Origin of the sequence: Pseudomonas sp. NPDC008258 (assembly GCF_042956345.1) — a bacterium.
In the GTDB taxonomy this organism is placed as follows: Bacteria; Pseudomonadota; Gammaproteobacteria; order Pseudomonadales; family Pseudomonadaceae; genus Aquipseudomonas.
This window is the reverse complement of sequence record NZ_JBIBGE010000024.1, coordinates 69,914-88,223: the sequence shown is the minus strand read 5'-3', so window position 1 is coordinate 88,223 and position 18,310 is coordinate 69,914. Positions and strand designations below refer to the sequence as shown.

The following is an 18,310-nucleotide window of genomic DNA, read 5'->3' as shown; positions in this document are numbered from 1 at the left end:
AACACATACAACGTCACCAACCGGCTTGGCTGCTCAGCTCACCGTCGAGCGGGCGGGCTCACGCCGTTCGTCGACTTCTAGCATGTCTTCAAGCATTTCTGAGAGCGAACTGGGTGTGCCGCTCGATTACACGATCGATCAAAATGACGCTATCCAGTCAAATGTGCTGAGTCACATGGCCACCCATACGCAATTGCCGATTGATGAGGAGATTTACTTGAGATTCAATCAACCGACAACAACCCTTGGCATGCCGAATAATTTTCAAAACCTGGAATTGATTACCACTAGGTATGGCGCAGAATGGTTCAATATGGCTCGATTGAATCAGCTTAAGCGCCAATCCTAGGTGGTCAGTACGTACAAGCTGGCTGGAGCTGATCTCAATAAACCTATCGATCCCCTGTATCAGCGGCCTTGTGTCGCGATAGGGCCCCAGCGCGGCCCCAGATTCGATTTTCGTCGCAGCTATCCGAGCCGTGTGGCTATGTGGGGCTCACAACCCCAACCGCAACGCCTCCCCCACCCCGGCCCCACGCACATCATCCGCCGCACTGACCAAGGCAAAATTGTAAGCCCCATGCGACCAGTAGCGCGCCTCCAGCTGGCCATCGACCCGCTGCCCGTCCGGCATGCGCCGATAAAGCTCGCCCGGTGAACGCAGGAACAGGCTGATGCGCTGCCCCTTGCCATCCTCAAACACCAGCAGCGCCGCCGGCCCTTGCTCGTTGCTGAGCAAGCGCGCGCCCACCGGTTTGAAGCCATAGCCCGCCAAATCCGGTAACTGGCCCACGCGGCTGAAATGGCGCCCCAGCCAGTCACGCAACTGCCCCGGGTCGCTGGCCTGGATATCCAGCGCCTCGCTGGCGGCAAACAAACGATGGGCCTGGACGGCATCGGCCATGGGTAGCTCGACACGCGCCAGGGAAGCATCGCGCACCTGCCAGCCGCCGACCCCACCAACGCCCACTGCCAGCATCAGCACCGCCGCCGCCGCCCAACGCCGTTGCCGACGCTGGCGCAATTGCCGTCGCAACTGACCAAGGTCCAGCTGCGCCGCCCCAGGCAGCTCACCAAACCCGGCCAGCGCCGTACGCAGCCGTCGGGCATCGGCGCGCCAGCCCTCTACTCGCTGCGCAGCCTGCGGGTTCGCCGCCAGCCAAGCCTGCACCTCGGCTCGACGCACAGGCTCCAGGCGCTCATCGACGTAAGCATGCAATTCGTCTTCGCTGGGGATCAGACGGGTCATTTCAGTCTCCGCAAGGCCGGTGGCTGGGGGGTGCCCTCGGTCAGTTGGCGCAAGGCACTGCGGGCGCGTGAGAGGCGCGACATCACAGTGCCAATGGGGATGCCCAAGGCCTCGGCGGCCTCCTTGTAACTCAAGCCTTCGATGCTGACCAGCAGCAACAAGGCACGCTGTTCGGTGGTTAACCGGGCAAACGCCTGCAAGTCAGCTTGCGCCAGGACAATGGATTCGAGATTGTCGCCGGCCGGTTCTTCCTCGCGTTCGCCACGCCCAAACCAGGACAGCCACCGCGCATGCAGGCGGTCGCGGCGCTTACCATCAAGGAACAGCCGATAGAGAATGGTGAACAGCCAGGCCCGCAGCGCCTCAGCGTCACGTTGCTGCTCGCGCCGGCTCAGCGCCCGCTCGACCGTGGCCTGCACCAGGTCGTCGGCGCTGCCAGGCTCGCGGGTCAGCCACACGGCAAAGCGGCGCAGGCGGGCCAGCAGCTCGCGCCACTGATGGTCGTCCAGATCGTGCATGGCAAAGTTCCAGGCGTTGAGGTTGTCAGTGTAAAAGGCAGACGCCCGGCAGGAAATTCTATTCCCGCCGATGGAATAAGTTATTCCCTGCGCCGTCGTACCGGCACACTCACCCAACCGGACGATAACCATGAACCCACCCTTGCACGGCCCGGCCAAAGCCTTGCGCCTGGCCGCCATCGGCGCCGTAATGCTGGCCGCAGGCGCCGGCTTTGCCTATGCCGCCGGCTGGCTCGGCGAAACCCGGCTGACGCCACAGCGCATCATCGACACCTTCGAGGCCCAGGCCGGGCACTACCCGGGCTACCGAAAGAACCACGCCAAGGGCCTGTGCGTCAGCGGTTACTTCCAGGCCAGCGGGCAGGCTGCCAACCTGTCCACGGCGCGTGTGTTCAGCCAGGCGCGCGTGCCGGTGATCGGCCGTTTCGCCATTGGCGGTGCCAACCCGTTCGCCCCGGACACCGGCATCCCCGTGCGCAGCCTGGCTATCCAGCTGAGCACTGACGACGGGCAGGTCTGGCGCACTGGCATGAACAACCCGCCAGTGCTGGCGGTCAGCACACCCCAAGGGTTCTACGAGCAAGTACTGGCGGGCACGCCAGACCCCGCCACCGGCAAGCCGAACCCTGCCAGCATGCAGGCGTTCTTCGCCGCTCACCCGGAAAGTGCTGCATTTCGCCAATGGGCGGCGGGCTACAAGCCCAGTAACAGCTTTGCCAGCACGCAGTACCACAGCATCAATGCCTTTTTGCTGATTGACACAGACGGCACGCGCCACCCCGTGCGCTGGCAGCTTGAGCCGCAGGCCGCGTTTGCCGCATTGCCTGGCCAGGTCGATGACAAGCAGTTCCTGCAGCACGACCTGCAGCAACGCCTGGCCCAAGGCCCGCTGCGCTGGACGCTGCGCCTGGTGCTGGCCGAACCCGGCGATGCGGTGGACGACCCTGCGCGCCCCTGGCCCGCCGAGCGGCGCAGTGTAGACGCCGGCACCTTGGTGCTGGAGCAGGTCGACGCCCCGGAACAGGGGGCATGCCGTGACCTCAACTTTGACCCACTGATCCTGCCCAGCGGCATCGAGGCCTCTGCCGACCCAATCCTCGCCGCCCGTTCGGCTGCCTATTCGGAATCGTTCAACCGCCGCAGCCGCGAATCGCTCGGCACCGGAGCCCGCCCATGAAACCCGACGCCTTCCACCCGTTCGCCCGCCTGCTGCACTGGCTGATGGCCGTGCTGATCCTGGCCATGCTGTTTATTGGTGTGAGCATGGTTGCCGACCTGTCGACACGCCACCCAGTACTGATCGGGCTACACAAGGCCACCGGCCTGGCGCTGCTGGTGCTGGTGCTACTACGCATTGGCGTGCGCCTGGCCGTGCCGCATCCGCCCTTGCCGCGAGACCTGCCTGCCTTGCAGCGTTGGGCCGCCGGGGCATCGCACCTGGTGCTCTATGGCCTGATGCTGGCCATGCCGCTACTGGGCTGGGCCATGCTGTCGGCCGGCGACTACCCTCGCCCGTTGGGCTTGCCTGCCATCGCCCCGCACAACCTGCAACTGTATGCCGTGTTGCGCATGGCGCACGGTTGGGCCGGCTACCTGCTTTTCGCCACGGTACTGGTGCACGTGGCTGGCGCCTTGATGCACGCGTGGGTGCGCCGTGACGGCGTGTTGCGTAGCATGTGGCCTGGCCCCCTGCGCCGCAGCGAATGACCTGCAGCAGCCCGGGGCATTAGACAAGCGATAATCATTCTTAATAAGATCGGCGCTCTTTTTGCCGCACTGCCCTGGACTGCCCATGAACGTTGCAAAGGATCCTGCAAGACTTTTACCCGCCAACACACTGGACCTGCGCCCGCTGCTGCTGGCCAACATGGCCTGTACCATGTCGATGATGGCGTTTGTCGCCCTGATCGGCCCGATTGCCCGCCAACTCGGCATGGCCACCTGGCAGGCCGGCGCCGCAGTGACAGTCGCCGGCGTGGTCTGGGTGCTGCTGGCGCGCCCCTGGGGCCGTGCGGCCGACCGTTTGGGTCGCCGGCGCATCCTGCTGCTGGGCACCGCCGGCTTCACCCTGGCCTACTGGCTGCTGTGCCTGTTCGTCGAAGGTGCGCTGCGCTGGATGCCGGGGGCGACCGCAGCGTTCATCGGCCTGATGGTCGCCCGCGGCTGTATTGGTGCCTTTTATGCCGCCATCCCGGTAGGCGGCAACGCGCTGATTGCCGACCACGTCGAACCGCAGCGCCGGGCACGGGCCATGGCCTCGCTGGGGGCGGCCAACGCCGTCGGCCTGGTGGTGGGGCCGGCGCTGGCGGCGCTGCTGGCGCGGCACAGCCTGAGCCTGCCGTTCCATATCATGTCACTGCTGCCGGCTACCGCGTTTCTCGTGCTGCTGTTCACCCTCAAGCCGCAGGCGCTGCCCCACAACTATGCCCCCAGCCCGGTGCGGTTGAACGACCCGCGCTTGCGCCGGCCCCTGCTGGTGGCGTTCAGCGCCATGCTCAGTGTCACCGTTTCGCAGATCATTGTCGGCTTCTTCGCGCTCGACCGCCTGCACCTGGGGCCAGCGGAAGCTGCGCAGGCGGCCGGCATCGCACTGACCACCGTGGGCGTGGCGCTGATGCTGTCGCAGGTGCTGCTGCGCAAACTGGAATGGCCGCCGCTGAAAATGATCCGGGTAGGTGCCACTGTTTCGGCGCTTGGCTTTGCCTGCGGCTCGCTCGCTACCAGCGCACCGATGCTATGGGCCTGCTACTTCGTCGCAGCAGCCGGCATGGGCTTCGTATTCCCGTCGTTTTCAGCGCTGGCAGCCAATGCCATGCAGGCCTCCGAGCAAGGGGCCACAGCCGGCTCCATTGGCGCGGCCCAAGGCATGGGGGCAGTGATCGGGCCGCTGGCAGGCACGTTGGTCTATGCACTCGATCCGCGCCTGCCATTCCTGGCCGTGGCCGTGCTGTTGCTGCTGGTCGGCCTGTGGCCGATGCCGCGTGAACAGCGGGTTTGAAAGCACAGCGCGCAAGCGACCAGAGTGTGTTTTAATGCGCATCGCTCATTATTATTGACACCTCTGATTACAAGGCGGCTATGGACACGGGGACGCGACTCAAACTGGTGCGTGAACGCAACAACCTCTCCCAACGGGAACTGGCCCGCCGCAGCGGGCTGACCAATTCGACGATCTCGCAGATCGAGCAGAATCGCGTCAGCCCTTCGGTCAGCTCCCTCAAAAAGCTGCTCGAAGGCATCCCGATGAGCCTGGCAGAGTTTTTCAGCTTCGACGAACCGGTACGCGAGGAGCGCTACGTGTTCCGTGGTGGCGAACAGCCAGACCTGGGCCGCAATGGCCTGCGCATGCTACTGGTGGGTGCCAGTGTCGAGGGCCGGCAGATGCGCATGCTGCGTGAGCTGTATGCCCCCGGTGCCGACTCGGGCGATCCAATCGTGCACGCCGAGGGCGAGGAATGTGGCCTGGTCACCCGGGGCACCGTTGAGCTGTGGGTCGATGGCCAGGTCAGCGTGCTGAACTCGGGCGATGGGTATTACATCCCCACTACCCTGCCGCACAGCTTCAAGAACATCGGCCAGGACGAAGCCGAGATCATCAGCGCAAACACGCCGGCGAATTTCTGACTGTTTGATGCGCAGTGCATGGCGGGTGCACCGCGTACCCTGTGGGAGCGGGCGTGCCCGCGAAAAATCCACGCGGTGCATGGCACCGGCTGCGCCGGTGTTCGCGGCGGTTCGACGCCTCGACACGCCCGCTCCCACAGGGTCCCTGCTAAACCAGTAAGTGATGTGTAGTTCTATGGAAGAGCAGCCTGGCCCGCCCCCACAGGTCCAGCCGTAACGTTCAAGCTGGTTGCAATAGCGCCTCCTCGACAAAGTCCAGACGGTCCTGCCCAAAGAACATCGCCTCGCCAACAAAGCAGGTCGGTGCGCCGAAAACCCCGCGCCCGACCGCAGCCTCGGTCGCCTGCTTGAGCGCTGCTTTTACTTCGCCGTCCGCCGCCACGGCATGAAAAGCCTGCGGATCGAAGCCTGCCTGGGCCAGTGTTTCATCCAGGACTGCGCTGTCGCTCAGGTTGCGCCGCTGCACCCACAACCCGTTGAACAGCGTGGCCAACAACGCCTCGAACCGCTCTGGTGAATGCATCTGCGTGCCCATCACGCCGCGCATCAGGCTCAGCGTATTGACCGGAAAACCTGACGGCATGCCAAACGGCACCCCATAGCGTGCGGCAAAGCGTGCCAGGTCGGTGAACATGTAGCGCCCCTTGGCCGGGATCATGGCCGGCGAGGCATTGCCGGTAGCCTGGAACACCCCGCCCAGCAGCATTGGCCGGTAACGCAGCGTGGCGCCCTGGCGGGCACACAGGCCGGGCAACTGGGTCCAGGCCAGGTAGCTGGCCGGGCTGCCCAGGTCAAAATAGAAATCGACAGTCTTGTGCATGGTTTCGGTCCTTGCTCGGTGAAAAGGGGCCTACCAGCGTTCCATCCAGGGACGCAGGTCCAGCTCGAAGGTCCAGGCGTCGCGGGGTTGGGCGTGCAGGAACCAGTAGCTGTCGGCAATGTGCGCCGGGGCGAGGATGCCATCCTGGTCCTTGAGGGCATAGCGCTCGGGGAAGGTGTCACGAATGAAGGCGGTGTCGATGGCCCCATCCACCACCACATGCGCAACATGGATGTTCCGCGGCCCGAGTTCACGGGCCATGCTCTGGGCCAGCGCACGCAAGCCATGCTTGGCCCCGGCGAACGCCGCAAAACCCGCCGCCCCGCGGGTTCCCGCGGTGGCGCCGGTGAACAGGATGGTGCCGCGCTCACGCTGGACCATGCGCCGGGCAACCGCCTGGGCGGTGAGAAAGCCGGCAAAACAGGCCATTTCCCAAATCTTGAAGTACTTGCGCGGGGTCTCCTCAAGGATGCCACAGGGCACATTCGCGCCGATATTAAAGACAAATGCTTCAATCGGGCCGATGTCGCGCTCGATAGTCTCGACCAATGCTGCAACTTCATCCTCCTTGCGGGCATCGGAACCAAACCCGCGGGCCTGGCCGCCAGCGGCGCGTATTTCGTCCAGCAGCGGTTGCAGCTTTTCAGCCTGGCGCCGAGTCACGCAGGCAATGTAGCCCTCACGGGCGAACCGCTTGGCAATCTCGCCACCGGTCGCGTCGCCCGCACCGATCACCAGCACTACTTTTTGTTGTTCTGCCATGCCTGACTCCATTGGTGAATGATCGTTTAGTAAACGAACGCTATGTTATGATCCCCGTCATCGTCAAGCCCGCCTGCAGAGGCAAGTGAATGCGTTATTCCAACGAACACAAGCAACAGACCCGCGAACGGTTGCTGAGCAGTAGCGGCGCGCTGGCCAAGCGCGGGGGCTTTTCCAGCACCGGTGTGGCCGGGCTGATGAAGGCGATCGGCCTGACCGGCGGCGCCTTTTACAACCACTTCCCATCAAAGGACGACCTGTTCACCGAAGTCGTGCGACAAGAACTGTGCAACAGCCCACTGGCGCGCCTGGCCAACCAAGGTGCCAGCCGTGAACGCCTGGGTCGCTGCCTGCAGCAGTACCTGAGCCTGGCCCACTTGCACAACGCCGAAGGTGGCTGCCCGCTACCGCCGTTGGGGGTGGAAATCGCCAGGGCTCCAGCGCCGGTGCGCGAAGAGGCCGAACATTGGCTGGTCGAACTGCACCAGGCCTGGAGCGCAACACTGGAGGATGAGCAACTGGCCTGGGTGCTGATCAGCCAGTGCGTCGGTGCGTTGATGGTCGGCCGCATGCTGGCCACTGAAACAGTGCAGTCGCAGGTGCTGGATGCGAGCCGCCAGTTTGTCGAAAAGGCCTTGCATGAAGTGGATTAGTGCAGCGCTGGGGTTGCTGCTGGCATTACCTGCATTCGCCGAACAAGCTTGTCCGCCAGGGCAGTACCAGGTGTGCCTCATGGGTTGTTTCTGTGCGCCGATCGACCCTGGCCAGGCCGGCCAGATTCTGAAGGATGTAGAAGTCATGGCGTCGTCCAGCCTGACATTCGCCTTGCGCCAGGCCAGGGACGAGGCCACCGCCAGCGGCGTGCAGCCCATACCGCTTCACATCCGCGCGCAGCTCGAAGCCTGGTACGACTTTGCCGTGCTCGACGCAGCCCGCTTCCGGGTAGGTGACGAGCAGCAGATGAGCGCAGCCAATGCGCTGCTGCAAAACCCCGACGTGAATGCCGTGACGCTGATCGATACGATCATTTTCCGCCGGGCGGGCGATGCCGAAGACAACGTGGCCTTGTGGGCGCACGAGTTGAAGCATGTGCAGCAGTATCAGGAACTGGGCGTGGAGGAATTTGCCCGGCGCTATACGCGCGACTATGACGCGCTGGAGGGGCCGGCCTACAAAATCGAGGCGGAGGTGGGCAAGGCCTTGCGCGAACGCGCTTCTGGGCAGGCTCGATAGCAGAAGCGACGCACTGCTCTGTGGGAGCGGCCTTACGTCGCGAAAGGGCTGCAAAGCAGCCCCGATTTCCAGCTTCGCAGCGCAGTTTGCTGGGGCCGCTCTGCGGCCCTTTCGCGACACAAGGCCGCTCCCACACGAATTGCAACTGCCTCGAAGAGATTGTCAGGACGCCGCCGAAGCCTCTTCAGCCACCTGTTCACGGCTGGCATAGCGCTGCGCCAACACTGCACAGACCATCAGCTGGATCTGGTGGAACAGCATCAGCGGCAGGATCATCGCGCCAATACCACTGCCCACGAACAGCACCTGGGCCATGGGCACCCCGGTAGCCAGGCTTTTCTTGGAGCCGGCAAACAGGATGGTGATACGGTCTTCAAGGTCAAAGCCCAGCAGCTTGCCAAGCACACGAGTGCCGAACAGCACCACCGCCAGCAGAATCCCGCATACGGCGAACAACCCGGCCAGGTGCTGCGGCGATACTGTGTGCCACAACCCGGTGACCACGGCTTCGCTGAAGGCGGTGTACACCACCAACAGGATCGAGCCCTGGTCCACTACCTTGAGCCAGCGCGCATTGCGCTTGACCCAGGCACCAATCCAGCGCCGTGCAATCTGCCCGGCAACGAACGGTACCAGCAGCTGCAGGGTGATCTTCAGCACGGCATCCAGACCAGAACCCGTGTCACCACTGGCGCCCAGCAACATCATCACCAGCAAAGGGGTCAGGAAGATGCCCAGCAGGCTGGACGCGGCTGCGCTGCAAATGGCCGCCGGCACATTACCACGGGCCAGCGAGGTGAAGGCGATGGCCGACTGCACGGTGGCCGGCAAGGCGCACAGGTAGAGCACACCCAGGTACAGCTCGTTACCCACCAGCGGCAGGAACAGCGGCTTGAACGCCAGGCCCAGCAGCGGGAACAGCGCGAACGTGCAGGAAAACACCAGCAAGTGCAGGCGCCAGTGCCCGGCACCGGCAATGATCGCCTCACGCGAAAGCTTGGCACCATGCAGGAAGAACAGCAGGCCGATGGCGAGGTTGGTCAGCCAGCCAAAATAGACCGCGCCGTCGCCCGAGCAAGGCAGCACGGTGGCGATCAGAACCACCCCGAGCAAGGCCAGGGTGAAATTGTCGAATAACATGCGCAAATACTTCATCACTGTGTCCATCTTGTCATTGTGCAAGGGCAGACGATAAGGTCTTCGGCTTTTTACCGCTAACGCCGGAACCCCCACCGGTATCGCTCAACGGACACGTTCCACAAAAGGACCCTTCCATGCCCCTCTCTCGCCTGGCCGCGCTTGCGGCTGCCATCACCCTTGCGCTTGGCCATGCCAGCGCCCAGGCCGACGACCAGCTGCAAGCCAAGGTAGACGGTATCATCCGCCCGCTGATGCAGGAGCAAGGCATCAGCGGCATGGCCGTGGCGATCTATGCCCGCGACCACGCGCACTACTTCAGCTACGGCGTGGCCAGCAAAGACGACAACGTACCGGTAAGCCGAGACACGCTGTTCGAGATCGGTTCGCTGAGCAAGACCTACACAGCCACACTTGCCGCGCTGGCCAGTGCCGAGGGCAAGCTGGACCTCGCGGCCCAGGCCAAGCGCTATCACCCGGCACTGGCCGGAACGCCCCTCGGTGACGCCAGCGTGCTGGACCTGGGCGCCTACAGTGCAGATTGCCTGCCGTTGCAGTTCCCTGACGAAGTACAGACCCCGCAACAGGTCGTCGACTTCTTCCGCCACTGGCAACCCCGCGCCAAGCCCGGCACCCAGCGCTGCTACTCCAACCCCAGCCTTGGCTTGTTCGGCGACCTGGCCGCACGCGCACAGGATCAACCGTTTTCCACGCTGATGACCGACGGCCTGCTGGCGAAAATGGGCCTGGCAACCACCTACCTGCATGTCCCGGCCAGCGCTCAGGGGCTTTATGCCCAAGGCTACGACGCCGCCGACAAGCCGGTGCGCGTCGGCCCCGGCCCCTACGCCGACGAGGCCTACGGCATCAAGACCAGCGCCAGCGACCTGCTGCGCTACGTGCGCCTGAACATGCAGCCACAGGGCCTGCCACCGGCGCTGGTCAAAGCCACCGAGATCACCCGACAGGGCTATTTCCAGGTCGGCGCCATGACCCAGGGCCTGGGTTGGGAGCGCTACCCCTACCCTGTCACGCTGGCTACCCTGGTCGATGGCAACAGCCCGCGGCTGATCCGTGAACCGCAGGCAACCACGCGCTTGCAACCGGCCCTGCCGGCACAAGCGGCCGCCTGGTACAACAAGACCGGTTCAACCAACGGCTTCGGTGCCTACGCCGCGTTTGTGCCCTCTGAGCAACTGGCTGTCGTGTTGCTGGCTAACCGAAATTACCCGAACGAAGCGCGGGTCCGCGCCGCCTTCGAAATACTGTCCGGGCTGTAGCGGGAGCAGCGATTGTCGAACAAAATGACAAAAATGTAGTGCCAAAAAATATTCACTACAAAATGATTGACGCCGCTCATCGGCCTTGTGCATGATGAAGCCGTCTCCCTGATCGGGAGCGGTGGCAAGGGTGTTCCAGACGGCTTGCGCGGTAACGCAGGCCGTCCGTGGAGAGGGAACTGTCCAAAAGGCAGCGTGAGAAAGCCCCTGTTGCGATGCTGCTGTAGCAGCCTTGGTAGTGCGCTACACCGTGGTAGCGCCAACTGTGAAAATCACCTACGAATGGGTAATGGGGGCTTTATGATGAACTTGAACAACAATCCGACCATCGATCAACTGGCGCAGCTGTTTGCCGTACGCAAGGACAGCCTTGACGACCACTTGCTGTGGGTCAGCCAAACCGGTGAGGTGCGGCTCGACCGCCTGCCACCGAACACTATCGAAGATGAATTTGAAGAGCACCTGCCCAGCATGCGTGCCCGCTTCAAGGTCTACCGCCGTGGCCAGGGCTACGTCGGCAAGAAGGCCGCCGCCGACACCGAGTTCGTTGGCCGCGTGCTGCAGACCCTGCAACAAGAATGGCCCGCTGCCCGTGAGCAGCAGGCAGTCAAGGTGATCGAACCGCTTAACTGAGGGTTCCCGCCTTTATCTGAGCCCGGCCCACTTTGGCCGGGCTTTTTCATGCCTGGCGCCGGTGGCTGCGGGTTTGCGGCAAAGGCAAGGCTCCGGTTGCCATGGCCCGGGCACGGTCGACACCCCATACCAGGGCGCGGGTCATGGTCTCCCCGGGGCGGGCCGGGTAGTATTCCTCCAGCATTGCGCGGCCATCCTCGGCATACAACCCCAGAAACAGCTGGGTCGCCCCCAGGCGTGACAGGCGTACCTGCACATCCAGCGTGGTACCGTCACTGAGGGCTTCGTCGTGGCTGCGGATATGCAACTGGGCGTCGGCCCACTGCCAATAGGTCTGTTCCCTGACTCGCATGAGCATTCAATCCTCCGTTACTGGAATGCCCCACCAGAAAAGCACAACCTCGGCCAGCCGGCGAGTGCTACCCGGCAATGCCATGAGGCGGATCAACAAAGCGCAATAAAAACCCCGCCATCGGGCGGGGTCTTGAGCTGGATGCAGGTTCACTTCTTCAGCGGAACCCGCGGCATGAAACGGCCTTTTTTACTGCGCTGCAGGTGTGCAGGCTGAAGTTGTTCGGAATCATCCAGCGTCATATGGGCGAAGCCCAGACGGTAGGCCGCCTGGCCACAACGCACCTGGCTGTTGATCGGGAACGCGTCATTCAGGTCTTCGAAAAAGGATTCGCTCATGCCCTGTCTCCCTCCAGTGGCGGACGCGCCAGCAGCCAGAAAAGCTGCCAAGAAAACGCGGCCTGTGAAAGTGAGACTAGCCGGTCATTTGCAGACTGCCCGGGCAAGCGCCCGACAGCCGACCAGTGGCAGACTGCTCTACTTCAAACGCACTGCCGTGCCGGTGGCAAATACCACGACCATGCCGCCCTGCACCGACGGCATGCTGATCTCGAAATCCACACCCACTACCGCATCGGCATGCAACTGACGTGCCCGCGCCTTGAGTTCTTCGGTGGCCTGCTCGCGGGCCTCGCGCAGGGCGCTCTCCAGCGTTTGCGAGCGGCCACCAAAGAAATCACGAAACCGTGCAAAGAAATCGCGCACGAAGTTGATACCCTGCACCGATTCGGAGCTGACCACGCCCAGGTACTCGGCAATCGGGCGGCCTTCGAGCTGGCTGGTGGTGGAAATGATCATGAAAGCGCTCCATTGGCCTGGCAAAAGAGGCCGATTCTAACAGAGCGCAAGCCACCCCACAGAGCCGCTGGTTGACCGCAATCCCTGTGGGAGCAACTGTCTTATTCACAATCTTCAAGCTCGCACAATCCCTGTGGGAGCGGGCGCGCCCGCGAACACCGGCAAAGCCGGTGCCATCCACTGCGTCGCCTGTTTCGCGGGCATGCCCGCTCCCACAGTGACCGCGCAAGGCGTTGCAGACTCATCAAATCATGCATTGGCCGCGCGAAACCGTTGGCCAATACGCGCACCGAACACGTTCACCAGCAACCCCGCCATCACCAGCAGGGCACCCCAGCCCTGGGTTGCGGTAAGGCGCTCACCCAGTAGCAGCGCCGACGAACTCAAGCCAATCACCGGCACCAGCAGCGAGAACGGCGCCACTTTGCCAGCCGGGTGGCGCGACAGCAGCTTGCTCCACAGGCTGTAGCCGAGCATGGTGGCGACAAAGGCCAGATACGCCAGGGCCAGCACCGAGCTCCAGCTGATGTTGGCCAGCGCATGGCCAATACGCTCAGGCCCTTCCAGCCACCAGGACAACGCCAGGAACGGCAGTGGTGGAATCAGCCCCCCCCAGATCACCAGCGCCACCAGGTCGACCGAACCAAAACGCCGGGTGATGATGTTGCCCAAGCCCCACATGGCACCACCGCACAGGGTCAGCACCAGCGCCAGCATGGGCACATGGCCGCCATCTTCACTGCCGATCAACGCCAGGCCGCTGGCGGCCACCAGCAGCCCCAGTACGCTGGCCAGGCGCAACCGCTCACCGAGGAACAACGCGGCGAAGCCCAGGGTGAAGAATGCTTGCGACTGCAGAATCAACGAGGCAAGCCCCGGTGGCATGCCGCTGTACATGGCCTGGAACAGGAAGGCGAACTGACCCAGCGATATCGTCGCACCGTAGGCGATCAACCAGCGCCACGGCAGTTTGGGCCGCTTGACCAGCAAGATCGCCGGGAACGCCACCAACAAGAAGCGCAGCGCCCCCAGCAGCATCGGCGGCAGGCCGTCGAGGCCAACCTTGATGACCACGAAGTTGACTCCCCAGGCGACAATCACCACCAGGGCGATGAGCAGGTCCTTGAGCGGCATTGCGGCTTCCTTCTTCAGGCTTTTCTAGACATATTTCGTTACAGCATAAGGCTATTCCTTTGGCATGCAGCAGTACAGTTGAGACCGAGGGTTGCGCAACAGTGCAACTGTTATCGTATGAGCGGCTACACGGCCCTGTAGAAGCGGCCGTGCGGTTTTGCAAAGCGTGTCAATCCCGGTAGCCAGGCGCTACCTTTTCCAGCATCCGCAACAGCGCTGCCCAGGCCAGTTGCAGCGCATCCGGGTCCGCCAGTTCCCCCTGCTTCAACCCCCTGCCCGGCTCGTTGAACTGTCGCTCGGTATGTGCGCACACCGCCTGGGGTGGCAGAACCAGTTGCCCGGCACTCTGCGCCGCCAACTGGATCTCACAGGCCTTCTTCAGGTAGTACATGCGCAGGAACGCTTCGGCCACGCTGCGGCCGGTGGTCAGCAGGCCATGGTTGCGCAGGATCATGACCGGCTTGTCGCCCAGGTCGGCCACCAGCCGCTGCTGCTCATCCATATCCAGCGCGATACCTTCGTAGGCGTGGTAAGCCACCTTGCCGTAAAACTCCATGGACATCTGGTTGACCGGCAGCAGCCCGCACTCCAGCGCCGCCACTGCGCAACCTGCGCGCGTATGCGTGTGCAGCACGCACTGGGCATCTTCGCGGGCGGCATGAATGGCGCTGTGAATCACGAACCCGGCCGGGTTGACCGGGTGCGCGGTCGGCTCCACCGGCCTGCCCTGCAAGTCGATTTTTACCAGGCTGGAGGCCGTGATCTCGTCGAACAGCAGGCCGTACGGGTTGATCAGGAAGTGATGCTCCGGCCCAGGCAAGCGCAGGGATATATGAGTGAAGATCAGGTCGCTCATGCGAAAGTGCGCGATCAACCGATAACAGGCTGCCAGCTCCTGGCGCAAACGCTGTTCCATTGCGGTCATGGTTGTTGCCCCTGTAAATGAAGTGGCGAGAGACTACTTGGTCGCCCAGGCATTGAAACGTTGCTCCAGTTCTTCGCCATGGTCCACCCAGAACGCCACATTCATTGCCAGCGCCCCTTGCAGGTTCTGCGGTGAAGTAGGCACCCAGCTGGCCAAGGCCGGGTCGAGCCTGGCAGCAGCCTGGATGTTGGTTGGCCCATAGGGAATCTGCTGCACATAACGCAGCTGGGTATCGGGCTGGTTGGCATAGGCGATCAGCCGCTTGGCCTGGTCGACATGCCGCGAGCCTTTGATGATTGCCCAGTAATCCATGCCATACAGGCTGCCGGGCCAGACCACTGCCAGCGGGCTGCCCTGCTGCGCCGCCACCGCGATGCGCCCGCTGTAGGTGGAGGTCATTACAACGTCGCCGGCGGTCAGCCATTGCGCCGGCTGGGCCCCCGCGTCCCACCACTGGATGTAGGGCTTGAGTTCGCTCAATTTGGCGAAGGCACGCTCAACCCCGGCTGGCGTCGACAATACCTGGTAGACATCCTCGACCTTGACCCCATCGGCCAGCAGGGCGAACTCCAGGTTGTACACCGCACGTTTGCGCAGGCCGCGCTTGCCCGGGTACTTGTTCACGTCCCAGAAGTCGGCCCACGAAGTGGGTGCCTGGGCCAGCTTGTTGCGGTCATAGGCAATGGCCACGCTCCACACCAACGCAGCCGAACCGCAGTCCTGTGCTGCATCGGGGATCAGTTCGGCGGCGTGGCCCAGGCGCTGCCAGTCCAGGTGCTCGTACACACCCTCGTCACAGCCGCGCATCAGGTCCGGGCCTTCGATCTGCACCACGTCCCAGTCGACATTGCCGGTGTCGGCCATGACCTGGATGCGCGCCATCTCACCGTTGTATTCGCTCTGGATCAGCTTGCTGCCGTCCTGCGCACTGAACGGCTTGAAAATCGCCTCATCCTGGGCCTTCTGACCCGCGCCGCCATAAGCGACTACAACCATCTCTGGCGCGGCTTGCGCACAGCCCAGGCCAAGCGCGAGCAATGCCGCGCAAAGGCCATTCACCCGTGGGAATACCTGCATCGTAGTTGCCTCCTGTCGGTGCCCGAAGGGCCCGATTTCTTGTTGTTGTGAGGTCACGCCCTCGCTGTGAGGGTGAACAGAAGCTAGTCGCGCACCAGTTAAAAAACAAGTTGATTTTTTACTGTAGCTACACTTTCATAAACAAAACAAGAACAACACCGTACCGGAGCCGCCTGTATGCAGACCGCCTTCCCTCACCTGTTCGAAGCCTTGCAGATCCGCGGCAAACGCCTGAAGAACCGCATCATGTCCACCGGCCACGACACCTGCCTGCCCACCGAAAATCTGGTCAACGACAAACTGATCGCCTACCAGCGCGACCGCGCAGCCGGCGGCGTTGGCCTGATCGTGCTGCAAGTTGCCGGGGTGCATGACAGCGCCCGTTACACCTCTCATGTGCTGATGGCTACCCACGATGCCTGCATTGACGGCTACCGCCAGCTTGCCGAGGCCTGCCATGCGCACGGCACCGTGGTGCTGTCGCAACTGTTTCACCCCGGGCGGGAGATCATGGAGTCGGCAGACGGGCTGCTGGCGGTGGCCTACTCCGCATCGGCGGTGCCCAACGAACGCTTCCGGGTAATGCCACGCGCGCTGGACCAGGCGATGATCGACGAAATCGTCCAGGGCTACGCCAGCGCCGCCCGGCGCCTGCATCAGGCCGGGCTGGATGGGGTCGAGGTGGTGGCAAGCCACGGCTACCTGCCTGCGCAGTTCCTCAACCCGCGGGTGAACTTGCGCAGCGACGGCTACAACGGCGAACTGGAACAGCGCCTGAGGTTCCTGCGTGAGGTGCTGGCCGCCGTGCGCGCCGCCACCGACGAGCAGTTCATCATCGGCCTGCGCATCAGTGCCGACGAACGCGACGACCAAGGGCTGAGCGAGGACGAATCGCTGGCCGCAGCGGTAGCCCTGCAAAGCCAGCTGGACTACCTGCACATCGTCGCCGGCACCTCGGCCTCCCTGGGGGGTGCGGTGCATATCGTTCCGCCCATGGCCATCGAGCCGGCCTACCTGGCCCGGGAGGCTGCCACCTTCAAGCAGCAACTGGATATCCCGCTGTTCGTGACCGGGCGCATCAACCAGCCTCAGGAAGCCGAACTAATCCTGGCCCGCGGCCAGGCCGATGTCTGCGGCATGACCCGTGCACTGATCTGCGACCCGCTGATGCCGAGCAAGACCGAGCGCGGCCAGGTCGAGGACGTGCGCGCCTGCATCGCCTGCAACCAGGCCTGCATCGGCCATTTCCATCGCGGCCTGGCCATTTCCTGCATCCAGCGGCCCGAAACCGGTCGCGAGTTGCAATACGGCCAGCTAACGCCCACCACCACGCCCAAACGCATCCTCGTGGCCGGTGGCGGCCCCGCCGGCATGAAGGCCGCCGCCGTGGCCGCGGCACGTGGGCATAAGGTCACGCTGTACGAGGCCGGCCCTCAGCTCGGTGGCCAGGTGCTGCTTGCCCAGCTACTGCCACGGCGCAGCGAGTTCGGCGGCGCCAGCACCAACCTGCAACGGGAAATGGCCTTGGCCGGTGTGGAAGTTGTCCGCAATACACGGGTGGACCGCGCCCTGGTCGAGCGCGAACGCCCCGACCTGGTCATCGCCGCCACTGGTGCCACCCCCTACTGGCCGGCGTTCGAGCGCACCGGTGAGCTGCAAGTGATCGACGCCTGGCAAGTACTGCGCAATGACGTGAAGCTGGGGCGTTCGGTGCTGGTGATCGACTGGCGTTGCGACTGGATCGGCCCCGGTATTGCCGAACGCCTGGTGCGCGAAGGGCATCAGGTACAGCTTGCGGTCAACGGCACCCATTGCGGCGAGAGCCTGCCGCTGTATGTACGTGACCAGCTGGCCGGCGAGCTGCATCGCCTGGGCATCCCGATCACCCCGTATGCACGCCTGTATGGCAGCGACGACAATACGGTGTACTTGCAGCACACTGCCAGCGGCGAGCCGATGATCTTCGAGGGTATCGACACCCTGGTGTTGTGCCTGGGGCATCAACCGGAGGACAGCCTGGCCAGCGAGCTGGCGGGCCTGGTAGAAGTGCGCCGCGTTGGCGACTGCCTGGCGCCGCGCACCGCTGAAGAAGCAATTCACGACGGCCTGACGGTTGCCTGGTCGCTCTGAGGCTGTACATACTGCGGCTTTTACGATGGACCGACGTGCATGAGCCAACTCCCCCAGCCCCCCGCCAGCGAAACCGGGGGCCCTGCGCCGCAGTTCCTGGGCACCCGCATCCGCGGCCTGCGCAAGCGCCGCGGCATGACCCTGGCGGAGCTGGCCGCGCACAGTGAACTGACCGCGGGCTACATCAGCCAACTGGAGCGCAACCTTTCCTATCCGTCGATCCCGGCGCTGTTCAACATCGCCCGCAGCCTGGGCGTGACCATCCAGTGGTTCTTCGCCAGTGAGGCCACCACCGCACCCGAGGATCAGGGCTATGTGGTGCGGCGCAACAGCCGCCTGAGCGTGCATTACGAGGATGGCATCGTCGATCAGCTGCTCACGCCCCAGCCCAACCGCCAGCTGGAGGTCCTGCACTCACGCTTCCCGCCTGGCACCTACAGCCAGCAAAGCTACAGCCATGAAGGCGAAGAAGCCGGCTACATTCTCAGCGGCAGCTTCGAGCTGTGGGTGGGCGAGCGGCATTTTCAGCTGGGTGAAGGCGACAGTTTCAGCTTTTCCAGCCAGGAACCCCACCGCTACGGCAACCCCGGTGAAGTGGATGCCGTAGTGATCTGGGTAATTACGCCGCCAACATTCTGA

General features: G+C 63.6%; 22 protein-coding genes. 11 read left to right on the top strand and 11 right to left on the bottom strand.

Annotation, left to right across the window (positions count from 1 at the left end; all coding sequences use genetic code 11):
* Positions 1–82: 82 nt before the first annotated feature.
* Positions 83–349: a hypothetical protein gene (locus tag ACFY9W_RS19585; RefSeq protein ID WP_391133382.1), complete on the top strand. Its 267-nt coding sequence runs from the start codon at positions 83–85 to the stop codon at positions 347–349.
* A gap of 147 nt (positions 350–496) precedes the next feature.
* Here the strand turns inward: ACFY9W_RS19585 and ACFY9W_RS19580 are convergent, their stop codons facing one another.
* Positions 497–1,249: an anti-sigma factor family protein gene (locus ACFY9W_RS19580; RefSeq protein WP_391133330.1), complete on the bottom strand. Its 753-nt coding sequence runs from the start codon at positions 1,247–1,249 to the stop codon at positions 497–499.
* Complete coding sequence (locus ACFY9W_RS19575) at positions 1,246–1,767, bottom strand: sigma-70 family RNA polymerase sigma factor (protein ID WP_391133327.1); 522 nt, start codon at positions 1,765–1,767, stop codon at positions 1,246–1,248. Before ACFY9W_RS19575 ends, ACFY9W_RS19580 begins: the two co-directional genes overlap by 4 nt.
* A gap of 124 nt (positions 1,768–1,891) precedes the next feature.
* On the opposite strand from ACFY9W_RS19575, the gene ACFY9W_RS19570 reads away from it, so the two are divergent.
* From ACFY9W_RS19570 to ACFY9W_RS19555, 4 genes are all read left to right on the top strand, one after another.
* Positions 1,892–2,944: a catalase gene (locus tag ACFY9W_RS19570; RefSeq protein ID WP_391133376.1), complete on the top strand. Its 1,053-nt coding sequence runs from the start codon at positions 1,892–1,894 to the stop codon at positions 2,942–2,944.
* Positions 2,941–3,474, top strand: a complete 534-nt coding sequence (locus tag ACFY9W_RS19565; protein WP_391133324.1) for a cytochrome b/b6 domain-containing protein — start codon at positions 2,941–2,943, stop codon at positions 3,472–3,474. The genes ACFY9W_RS19570 and ACFY9W_RS19565 overlap by 4 nt, the downstream gene beginning before the upstream one ends.
* Before the next feature lie 85 nt (positions 3,475–3,559).
* A complete protein-coding gene (locus ACFY9W_RS19560; protein ID WP_391133321.1) occupies positions 3,560–4,765 on the top strand; it encodes an MFS transporter in 1,206 nt (401 codons plus the stop codon).
* Positions 4,766–4,845: 80 nt separating this feature from the next.
* A complete protein-coding gene (locus ACFY9W_RS19555) occupies positions 4,846–5,391 on the top strand; it encodes a cupin domain-containing protein (RefSeq protein WP_391133318.1) in 546 nt (181 codons plus the stop codon).
* Positions 5,392–5,611: 220 nt separating this feature from the next.
* On the opposite strand, the gene ACFY9W_RS19550 is transcribed toward ACFY9W_RS19555, so the two are convergent.
* Together ACFY9W_RS19550 and ACFY9W_RS19545 are read right to left on the bottom strand one after the other, a co-directional pair.
* Positions 5,612–6,211, bottom strand: a complete 600-nt coding sequence (locus ACFY9W_RS19550; protein ID WP_391133315.1) for a DsbA family protein — start codon at positions 6,209–6,211, stop codon at positions 5,612–5,614.
* A gap of 30 nt (positions 6,212–6,241) precedes the next feature.
* Entirely contained in the window at positions 6,242–6,973 is a 732-nt protein-coding gene (locus ACFY9W_RS19545; protein ID WP_391133312.1) for an SDR family NAD(P)-dependent oxidoreductase, read from the bottom strand.
* Positions 6,974–7,062: 89 nt separating this feature from the next.
* Between ACFY9W_RS19545 and ACFY9W_RS19540 the strand changes: the two genes are divergently transcribed.
* Positions 7,063–7,626 (top strand): TetR family transcriptional regulator, encoded by a 564-nt coding sequence (locus ACFY9W_RS19540; RefSeq protein ID WP_391133309.1) that lies wholly within the window; start codon positions 7,063–7,065, stop codon positions 7,624–7,626.
* Positions 7,613–8,206 carry a DUF4157 domain-containing protein gene (locus ACFY9W_RS19535; protein WP_391133306.1) on the top strand — a complete coding sequence of 198 codons (594 nt, stop codon included), beginning with the start codon at positions 7,613–7,615 and terminating at the stop codon, positions 8,204–8,206. The genes ACFY9W_RS19540 and ACFY9W_RS19535 overlap by 14 nt, the downstream gene beginning before the upstream one ends.
* Before the next feature lie 162 nt (positions 8,207–8,368).
* Here the strand turns inward: ACFY9W_RS19535 and ACFY9W_RS19530 are convergent, their stop codons facing one another.
* Entirely contained in the window at positions 8,369–9,361 is a 993-nt protein-coding gene (locus ACFY9W_RS19530; RefSeq protein ID WP_391133303.1) for a bile acid:sodium symporter, read from the bottom strand.
* A gap of 119 nt (positions 9,362–9,480) precedes the next feature.
* Between ACFY9W_RS19530 and ampC the strand changes: the two genes are divergently transcribed.
* Positions 9,481–10,623 (top strand): class C beta-lactamase, encoded by a 1,143-nt coding sequence (ampC, locus tag ACFY9W_RS19525; protein ID WP_391133300.1) that lies wholly within the window; start codon positions 9,481–9,483, stop codon positions 10,621–10,623.
* Positions 10,624–10,923: 300 nt separating this feature from the next.
* A complete protein-coding gene (locus ACFY9W_RS19520; RefSeq protein ID WP_284353762.1) occupies positions 10,924–11,256 on the top strand; it encodes a hypothetical protein in 333 nt (110 codons plus the stop codon).
* A gap of 46 nt (positions 11,257–11,302) precedes the next feature.
* Here ACFY9W_RS19520 and ACFY9W_RS19515 read toward each other — a convergent pair whose 3' ends face one another.
* The 6 genes from ACFY9W_RS19515 to ACFY9W_RS19490 form a co-directional block, all read right to left on the bottom strand.
* Entirely contained in the window at positions 11,303–11,614 is a 312-nt protein-coding gene (locus ACFY9W_RS19515) for a hypothetical protein (RefSeq protein ID WP_391133297.1), read from the bottom strand.
* Positions 11,615–11,757: 143 nt separating this feature from the next.
* Positions 11,758–11,946: a hypothetical protein gene (locus tag ACFY9W_RS19510; RefSeq protein WP_056803777.1), complete on the bottom strand. Its 189-nt coding sequence runs from the start codon at positions 11,944–11,946 to the stop codon at positions 11,758–11,760.
* Between the two features lie 138 nt (positions 11,947–12,084).
* Positions 12,085–12,405 carry a YbjQ family protein gene (locus ACFY9W_RS19505; protein ID WP_008098148.1) on the bottom strand — a complete coding sequence of 107 codons (321 nt, stop codon included), beginning with the start codon at positions 12,403–12,405 and terminating at the stop codon, positions 12,085–12,087.
* A 249-nt stretch (positions 12,406–12,654) separates the two neighbouring features.
* Entirely contained in the window at positions 12,655–13,539 is an 885-nt protein-coding gene (locus tag ACFY9W_RS19500) for an EamA family transporter (protein WP_391133292.1), read from the bottom strand.
* 169 nt (positions 13,540–13,708) lie between these two features.
* Positions 13,709–14,464, bottom strand: a complete 756-nt coding sequence (locus tag ACFY9W_RS19495) for a class II aldolase/adducin family protein (protein WP_391133289.1) — start codon at positions 14,462–14,464, stop codon at positions 13,709–13,711.
* Positions 14,465–14,497: 33 nt separating this feature from the next.
* Complete coding sequence (locus ACFY9W_RS19490) at positions 14,498–15,541, bottom strand: extracellular solute-binding protein (protein WP_391133286.1); 1,044 nt, start codon at positions 15,539–15,541, stop codon at positions 14,498–14,500.
* A gap of 177 nt (positions 15,542–15,718) precedes the next feature.
* Between ACFY9W_RS19490 and ACFY9W_RS19485 the strand changes: the two genes are divergently transcribed.
* Together ACFY9W_RS19485 and ACFY9W_RS19480 are read left to right on the top strand one after the other, a co-directional pair.
* Positions 15,719–17,671, top strand: a complete 1,953-nt coding sequence (locus tag ACFY9W_RS19485; protein WP_391133283.1) for an FAD-dependent oxidoreductase — start codon at positions 15,719–15,721, stop codon at positions 17,669–17,671.
* A gap of 39 nt (positions 17,672–17,710) precedes the next feature.
* Positions 17,711–18,310, top strand: a complete 600-nt coding sequence (locus ACFY9W_RS19480) for a cupin domain-containing protein (RefSeq protein ID WP_391133280.1) — start codon at positions 17,711–17,713, stop codon at positions 18,308–18,310.

What these genes read in the sequence shown, in the direction of transcription:
- ampC (WP_391133300.1), top strand. Translation starts at nt 9,481, where the DNA reads ATGCCCCTCTCTCGCCTGGCCGCGCTTGCGGCTGCCATCACCCTTGCG.
- ACFY9W_RS19520 (WP_284353762.1), top strand. Translation starts at nt 10,924, where the DNA reads ATGATGAACTTGAACAACAATCCGACCATCGATCAACTGGCGCAGCTG.
- ACFY9W_RS19510 (WP_056803777.1), bottom strand. Translation starts at nt 11,946, where the DNA reads ATGAGCGAATCCTTTTTCGAAGACCTGAATGACGCGTTCCCGATCAAC.
- ACFY9W_RS19545 (WP_391133312.1), bottom strand. Translation starts at nt 6,973, where the DNA reads ATGGCAGAACAACAAAAAGTAGTGCTGGTGATCGGTGCGGGCGACGCG.
- ACFY9W_RS19485 (WP_391133283.1), top strand. Translation starts at nt 15,719, where the DNA reads ATGCAGACCGCCTTCCCTCACCTGTTCGAAGCCTTGCAGATCCGCGGC.
- ACFY9W_RS19540 (WP_391133309.1), top strand. Translation starts at nt 7,063, where the DNA reads ATGCGTTATTCCAACGAACACAAGCAACAGACCCGCGAACGGTTGCTG.
- ACFY9W_RS19555 (WP_391133318.1), top strand. Translation starts at nt 4,846, where the DNA reads ATGGACACGGGGACGCGACTCAAACTGGTGCGTGAACGCAACAACCTC.
- ACFY9W_RS19495 (WP_391133289.1), bottom strand. Translation starts at nt 14,464, where the DNA reads ATGACCGCAATGGAACAGCGTTTGCGCCAGGAGCTGGCAGCCTGTTAT.
- ACFY9W_RS19565 (WP_391133324.1), top strand. Translation starts at nt 2,941, where the DNA reads ATGAAACCCGACGCCTTCCACCCGTTCGCCCGCCTGCTGCACTGGCTG.
- ACFY9W_RS19505 (WP_008098148.1), bottom strand. Translation starts at nt 12,405, where the DNA reads ATGATCATTTCCACCACCAGCCAGCTCGAAGGCCGCCCGATTGCCGAG.
- ACFY9W_RS19560 (WP_391133321.1), top strand. Translation starts at nt 3,560, where the DNA reads ATGAACGTTGCAAAGGATCCTGCAAGACTTTTACCCGCCAACACACTG.
- ACFY9W_RS19585 (WP_391133382.1), top strand. Translation starts at nt 83, where the DNA reads ATGTCTTCAAGCATTTCTGAGAGCGAACTGGGTGTGCCGCTCGATTAC.
- ACFY9W_RS19480 (WP_391133280.1), top strand. Translation starts at nt 17,711, where the DNA reads ATGAGCCAACTCCCCCAGCCCCCCGCCAGCGAAACCGGGGGCCCTGCG.
- ACFY9W_RS19530 (WP_391133303.1), bottom strand. Translation starts at nt 9,361, where the DNA reads ATGAAGTATTTGCGCATGTTATTCGACAATTTCACCCTGGCCTTGCTC.
- ACFY9W_RS19490 (WP_391133286.1), bottom strand. Translation starts at nt 15,541, where the DNA reads ATGCAGGTATTCCCACGGGTGAATGGCCTTTGCGCGGCATTGCTCGCG.
- ACFY9W_RS19575 (WP_391133327.1), bottom strand. Translation starts at nt 1,767, where the DNA reads ATGCACGATCTGGACGACCATCAGTGGCGCGAGCTGCTGGCCCGCCTG.
- ACFY9W_RS19500 (WP_391133292.1), bottom strand. Translation starts at nt 13,539, where the DNA reads ATGCCGCTCAAGGACCTGCTCATCGCCCTGGTGGTGATTGTCGCCTGG.
- ACFY9W_RS19515 (WP_391133297.1), bottom strand. Translation starts at nt 11,614, where the DNA reads ATGCTCATGCGAGTCAGGGAACAGACCTATTGGCAGTGGGCCGACGCC.
- ACFY9W_RS19535 (WP_391133306.1), top strand. Translation starts at nt 7,613, where the DNA reads ATGAAGTGGATTAGTGCAGCGCTGGGGTTGCTGCTGGCATTACCTGCA.
- ACFY9W_RS19550 (WP_391133315.1), bottom strand. Translation starts at nt 6,211, where the DNA reads ATGCACAAGACTGTCGATTTCTATTTTGACCTGGGCAGCCCGGCCAGC.
- ACFY9W_RS19580 (WP_391133330.1), bottom strand. Translation starts at nt 1,249, where the DNA reads ATGACCCGTCTGATCCCCAGCGAAGACGAATTGCATGCTTACGTCGAT.